Here is a 6,250-nt window from a genome sequence, read left to right on the forward strand (position 1 = left end):
CTCTCTTTGCGTCATCCGACCGTCTTTCATTTCTAACCCCGTTTCTTGACGAACAAACGCATGTGACCGACAGGTTTGCGGCAATAGCGAGCGCCCTGCGCAGTTGCCCTGGAAAAAGCGGCACCTGACCTTGGTACATAGGTATTTGGATTATGGCAGAATAACCACGCTCAATCAACAATTCGGTGTCAATAATGGCCCTCTGAACCACCCTGGCCGGCACCGACGTTTTCCGAAGCGCAGCAAACCTCTTCCGCCTTGGATACATTCCCCGCATAGCGCCGCTTCTTCACCGCGCTCGCCCCATGATGGAAGGGGGACGGGGGTGGCGCCATGCTGGGGTGCTCAGTGCCCCAGCATGGCGCCACCCCCGTCGTCCCCTGCCAGCCGCTTCGCACGCAGTCGTAGAGCGGACGTTCCATGTCTGCCTGGGGCTCAACCGCAGTTGGTGCTTGGGCAAAAAGATAGAGGATGACAAAAGTGAGCGTCCCCCTGACATGAGGAGAGGCCATGAGCAAGACCGAGGAAACTTATCGCAACGAACATCGCGAGCGGGAGGCGTTCGCAAAGCGCGACCCTTTGGCCGCCGAAGAGCCCGACGTGCTGGAATCCTCCGCCTCCGATCCGGAGTTTCCCGCCATGCAGGAGTTCGAGGTAGACCGCAGCGGCCCCGAAGGCTCCACCCGCAAGCACCCGGGCCTCATCTGGGCGGCTGTGGCGCTGGCGGCCATCGTGGCCCTGTGCGTTGCCTTCGCCGTCAGCGGCGACTGGTTCACTCCCAGCCAGGCTCAGCAAGAAGCGCAGACCCAATTTGAAGAAGAAACGGTGCCCGAAGACCTGGGCGCCAACGAGAACCCCGAAGCCATGGCTCAAAAGTAGCATATACGAAGACGGGGGTGGCGTGTCGGGGGGACGTTCGCTTTTGGCACACGCATGTGCCAAAAGCGAACGTCCCCCCGACACGCCCTACCACGCCCTACCACTCCAAGGGTTGCTGCACCTCGAAGGCGGGGGGCTGCCAAACCACCACTTCGCCGGCCGCCAGGGTGGCGGGCATATCCACCAGCCGCTGATTCGCCGAACCGCGGTACAAAAGCCCCAGCGACTTCAAATCCTTGCGGAAGGGGCCGTCCACCAACACATCCAGCTGCGCCAGCAGCTCCCCCACCGCCGGCCGCTCCGCCGCCATAGCCTGCAGCTGCTCGTAGGTGTAACCGGAGTAGGACCACAGGTTGTAACCCTCCCCCTTCAGCTGAGCCGCCAGCACCGCCAAGGGTTCCGGCTGCTCGAAAGGCTCGCCCCCGGAAAGGGTGACCGAGCGCACCAGCCCGTTTCCGTGAACCTGCTCCAGAATTTGCCCCAGTGTCATGAGGGTGCCCCCTTCGGCCGGCCAGCTTTTGGCGTTGTGGCAGCCCTCACAATGATGCGAGCACCCCTGCACGAACAGGGCATAGCGCAACCCGGGGCCGTCCACTATGGAGTCTTGCGCCGTGCCGAACACGCGCACGGTCATCTGAAGCTGATCTTCGGTCATGGCAAAACCAGGTTTCCTATCGGGCTCAAACGCCTGCCGTCGCAGCCGCCTATGGCGGCCCTGCGACAGGCACGCAATAACAACTTCGCCATTGTAAAGCCCTGCAAGCTTCCCCCACCAAATCGGCTCCTAAAATCCGCGAAACGTCAAAGTTGCCCTTCGCTTTTCGTAACCCCGAAGAATCTGGCCAAAAACCGCTCTTCCTTGCCGCCTTTCATTCGCGAATCTCTGACAGAAGCGCGGTTTTTGGCCAGATTGCCGCCCCTTCCGCATAAAGAAAGGCCGCCCGCGGCGGCCTTTCCCGTGTCTGACGTGGTTGGATTTGCGGGGGCCCAGCGCCACTCGCCTGACGCCCCCTTTTTTTCAGCGGGCGACTACTCCTCGGTGACCACCACGTCGTGTTTCACGCGGTCGTGCTCTTCGGCGCGCTTGGCATCGTTGAAGCGGTCCAGCGTGCCCACTAGGTAACCAGTGATGCGGCGGATGCGCTCGAAGGGCTGGTTGTGGGCATCTTCAGAGCGGCCGCACTTGGGGCACACGTCCTCGATGATGCCGTTGTAGCCACATACCGGGTCGCGGTCCACCGGGTGATTCACGCTGCCGTAACCCATGCCGCAGTCCTTCATGTAACGGATGACCGCCTCGAAGGCCTCCAGGTTCTCGGTGGGGTCGCCGTCCAGCTCGATGTAGGAGATGTGGCCGCCGTTGGTGAGGGCATGGTAGGGCGCCTCGGTAGCCACCTTGTCGAAGGCGGAGATGTTGTAGTACACCGGCACGTGGAAGCCATTAGTGTAGTAGTCGCGGTCGGTCACGCCGGAGATGGAGCCGTAGCGGGCGCGGTCCATGCGTACGAAGCGGCCGGACAGCCCCTCGGCCGGAGTGGCAATAAGGGTGTAGTTCATGCCGCGCTCGCGGGAGATGCGGTCGCAGTAGCTGCGCATATGGCCCACAATCTCCAGGCCCAGCCGCTGCGCTTCGGCGCTTTCGCCATGATGCTTGCCGGTAAGGGCCACCAGGCACTCCGCCAGGCCGATGAAGCCGGTGGTGAGGGTGCCGTTCTTCAGCACCTCGCGCTGCTCGTCGGTGTTCTTCAGGTTCTCAGAGCCAATCCACACGCCCTGCCCCATGAGGAACGGCGCGTTGTACACCTTTTTGCGAGCCTGAATCTCAAAGCGCTCGTCCAGCTGGCCGGTGACCAGCGCCAACTTGGAATCCAGCAGGTCGAAGAACAGGTCCAGGTCGCCCTTGGAACGAATGGCCAGGCGCGGCAGGTTGATGGAGGTGAAGGACAGGTTGCCACGACCGGGGGTGACTTCCTTGGTGGGGTCGTACACGTTGCCCATCACGCGGGTGCGACAGCCCATATAGGCGATTTCGGTTTCCGGGGTACCCTTGTAGTATTGGGCGTTGAACGGCGCGTCCAGGAAGCTGAAGTTGGGGAACAGGCGCTTGGCAGAGCAGCGCATGGCCAGCTTGAACAGGTCGTAGTTCGGATCCTCGGGGTTGTAGTTCACGCCCTCCTTCACACGGAAAATCTGCACCGGGAAGATAGGGGTTTCGCCGCCGCCCAGGCCGCTTTCAGTGGCCAGCAGCATGTTCTTGATAACCATGCGACCTTCGGTGGAGGTGTCCATGCCATAGTTCACCGAACTGAACGGCGTTTGGGCACCGGCGCGGGAGTGCATGGTGTTCAGGTTGTGCACCAACGCCTCCATGGCTTGGAAGGTAGAGCGGTCGGCGTCGCGCTCGGCGTTTTTGTGGGTGTAGTTCAGGATGGTGTCGCACACCTCGTCGGAGATACCCGCCTCCATCAGGCCCGCCTTCACACGGTCGTCGAAGTCGGCATCGCGATCAAGACAGGCCACGCGACCGGTTTCCGCCTCAACCTCGGCCAGCAGGTTCTCGGTGAAGGTGCGCTCGTCGGCCACGTCGCCCAGCAGGTCCACCGCTTCGGCCAGGTGCTTCTTGAACAGACGGCGGTAGGTTTTGCGCACGCCGTCGGCCAGGCCGTAGTCGAAGTCGCACACCGACTGACCGCCGTGCTGGTCGTTCTGATTGGACTGGATGGCGATGCAGGCCAGCGCGGCATAGCTGGTGATGTCGTTGGGCTCGCGCAGCACGCCATGGCCGGTGGAAAAGCCGCCCTTGAACAGCTTGCGCAGCTCAATTTGGCAGCAGGTGGTGGTGAGGGTGTAGAAGTCCATGTCGTGGATGTGGATGTCACCCTCGCGGTGAGCGCGGGCGTACTTAGGATCGATCACACACATCTCGTAGAACTGCTTGGCGGATTCCGAGCCGTACTTCAGCATGGTGCCCATAGCGGTGTCGGCGTCGATGTTGGCGTTCTCGCGCTTCATGTCGGAGTCGGCCGCCTTCGAGAAGGTAATGTCCTTCAGGGTTTTGATGAGACGGGAGTTCACGTCGCGCACGCGGCTGCGCTCGGCGCGGTACAGGATATAGGCCTTGGCGGTTTGCACGAAACCGGCCTCGATGAGGGTTTCCTCTACCAGGTCTTGCACGCCCTCAACGGTGGGAATGCCCTCGATGGCGCCGGCTTCCAGCTTCTCGCATACGGTATGGGCGATGTCCTCGGCCACCGAACGCTCCTGCATGGCAGCGCAAGCGGAGAACGCCTTTTCCACAGCATCGGCAATCTTCTCCGGATGAAAAGCCGTGGTACGTCCGTCCCTCTTGATGATAAGTTCCACCATTGCCCGCAGATCCTTCCTGTAGAACACCCTACGTTAAAGAGGGCGCGACTTTCACCTTCCGTCGCGCCCCAACATATATGGTCATGTGCGAACGTTTCAACCGATTTCTACCCGTCTGGGTTTTGCTGGTTCAAGCGGGACATCTGCGGTTTTCGCCCACAGGTTATCCACAGAGTATATGCCAATTTGTACACAATATGTTGTGTTGGCCGCTCCGTTTCGCGCGTACATATAGTACAACACCCGCCATCGAACGCAAGGGAACAAATTGTGTTTTTCGGCGCCGAAAACAACAGATTTTTCTGCCGAAGAGGGGTTGACAGAATCGCTCCCGCAAGAGGTTCGGGGCAAGAGCTGCATAAGCCCGTCGCGCCACGCCCCTCAACCTCGGCAAGAGCGGCGATCCTCTTGCGTTTCTCGGAAAAATCAGTGGTTTTGTCACAGAGTCGGCAAAACGCGACAAAAAGGGACAGCCAGGCATGCTGGCGGCTGCGGAGCAGCCGGGGAACGGGGCTGCGGCCGAGCTGACGGGGGACGCGAGCTAACGGGGACGGGGTTAGCGTCATATTGCGGCGCCAGAGCCCCATGGGGGCTCCCGGGCGGGCGTGTCGGTGTGTCAGGGGGGCGTCAGTTGTCCAGAAGGTCGGCTAGCAGCTCGGGGGTGAGGGTGCCCAAGGCCTCGCCGTTGGCGGCGCCCACCAGCAAATCCGCTAGCTGGGCCTTCATCTCCTGCAATTGCATCATGCGCGCCTCGATGGTGCCGGCGGCCACCACGTTGCACACGCTCACCACCTCTTGCTGCCCGAAGCGATGGGCGCGATCGGAGGCCTGGCTCTGGGCCGACGAGTTCCACCAAGGGTCGGCGTGTATCACCTGCGAGGCACCGGTGAGGTTCAGCCCCACGCCGCCGGCCCGCAACGACACCAGGAAAACCGGCACATCGCCGCAGTTGAACTGCTCTACCAGTTGCAGCCGCTGCCGCTTGGGCGTGGCACCGGTGATGGAGAAGAAGGGCACCCCTTGGGCCCGCAGGTCTTGGGCCAACAAGTCCAGAAATGACGTGAACTGGGAAAACACCAGCGTTTTCTGGCCAGCATCCATCGCGGCGCCGATGCGCTCCAGGATGGCCCCGCGCTTGGCCCCTACCCCGCGGTAGTTCTCGAACACCAGCGCCGGGTCGAGCGCAATCTGCCGCAGCCGCGTCAGCTCCGCCAGCACTTCCACAGTTTTGAACTCGCCGCCGTCCAGCCCCTTCACCGGGTAACCGTAGCGGCGCGCCTTTGCCGTGTTCTTCTGCAAATTAAGCCGCTCCCGCAGGCTTTGCTCGGCGGCGAAGTACAGCTTGCGCTGCTCCCCTTGCAGCGGCACCTCCAACGTGGTTTCCAGCTTCGGCGGCAGTTCGGGCAGCACGTCGCGCTTCAGGCGCCGCAGCACGAAGGGGCCTACCAGCGCCGCCAGACGTTGGGCCGCCGTTTCGTCGCCACCGATGATGGGGGCCTCGAAACGTTCGCGGAAGCGCATGGCGGTGCCCAGGAAGCCGGGCATGAGAAAGTCGAAGATGCTCCACAGCTCGGCGGGGCGGTTTTCCACCGGTGTGCCGGTAAGGGCCAGGCGCCACGAGGCCTGCAGCCGCTTCACCGCGCGCGTGGTTTTGGTGGCGTGGTTCTTTATGTAGTGGGCCTCGTCCAGGATGGCTGCCCGCAGCGGCAGAGCCTCCCAGGCTTTGGCGTCGGTGCGCAGGGAATCGTAGGAGGTTACCAGCACCTGCACACCCGGCTGGTTGCGGGCCGTTTGCCGCTGGGCCGGGATGCCCGCCACCGCCGCCACCTGCAGTTGCGGAGCGAACCGGGCCAGCTCGGCCGTCCAGTTGTAAACCAGACTGGCGGGGCACACCACCAAGGTGGGGGCGCCGGGGCCGCAGACGCCATCCAGCTGGATAGGCAGAGATAGAATCTCTGCCCTACGAAGGGGTGAGCGGCAGGGGGTGGCATTGGCGGCACCGTTG

Annotated in this window: 4 protein-coding genes; 1 reads left to right on the forward strand and 3 read right to left on the reverse strand. The window is 62.5% G+C overall.

Annotation, left to right across the window (positions count from 1 at the left end; translation table 11 throughout):
* Nucleotides 1-510 precede the first annotated feature (510 nt).
* Nucleotides 511-879 carry a hypothetical protein gene (locus tag DMP11_RS03135; protein WP_123185040.1) on the forward strand — a complete coding sequence of 123 codons (369 nt, stop codon included), beginning with the start codon at nucleotides 511-513 and terminating at the stop codon, nucleotides 877-879.
* Between the two features lie 97 nt (nucleotides 880-976).
* Here DMP11_RS03135 and nrdG read toward each other — a convergent pair whose 3' ends face one another.
* The 3 genes from nrdG to DMP11_RS03150 all read right to left on the reverse strand — a co-directional run.
* Nucleotides 977-1,534 (reverse strand): anaerobic ribonucleoside-triphosphate reductase activating protein, encoded by a 558-nt coding sequence (nrdG, locus tag DMP11_RS03140; protein ID WP_214647105.1) that lies wholly within the window; start codon nucleotides 1,532-1,534, stop codon nucleotides 977-979.
* A 374-nt stretch (nucleotides 1,535-1,908) separates the two neighbouring features.
* A complete protein-coding gene (locus DMP11_RS03145) occupies nucleotides 1,909-4,245 on the reverse strand; it encodes an anaerobic ribonucleoside triphosphate reductase (RefSeq protein WP_123185041.1) in 2,337 nt (778 codons plus the stop codon).
* A gap of 627 nt (nucleotides 4,246-4,872) precedes the next feature.
* On the reverse strand, nucleotides 4,873-6,250 hold a 1,378-nt coding region (locus DMP11_RS03150; RefSeq protein WP_148041078.1), incomplete at its 5' end, for a DEAD/DEAH box helicase.

It is taken from the genome of Parvibacter caecicola (genome assembly GCF_003725335.1).
GTDB classification, from domain to species: Bacteria; Actinomycetota; Coriobacteriia; order Coriobacteriales; family Eggerthellaceae; genus Parvibacter; species Parvibacter caecicola.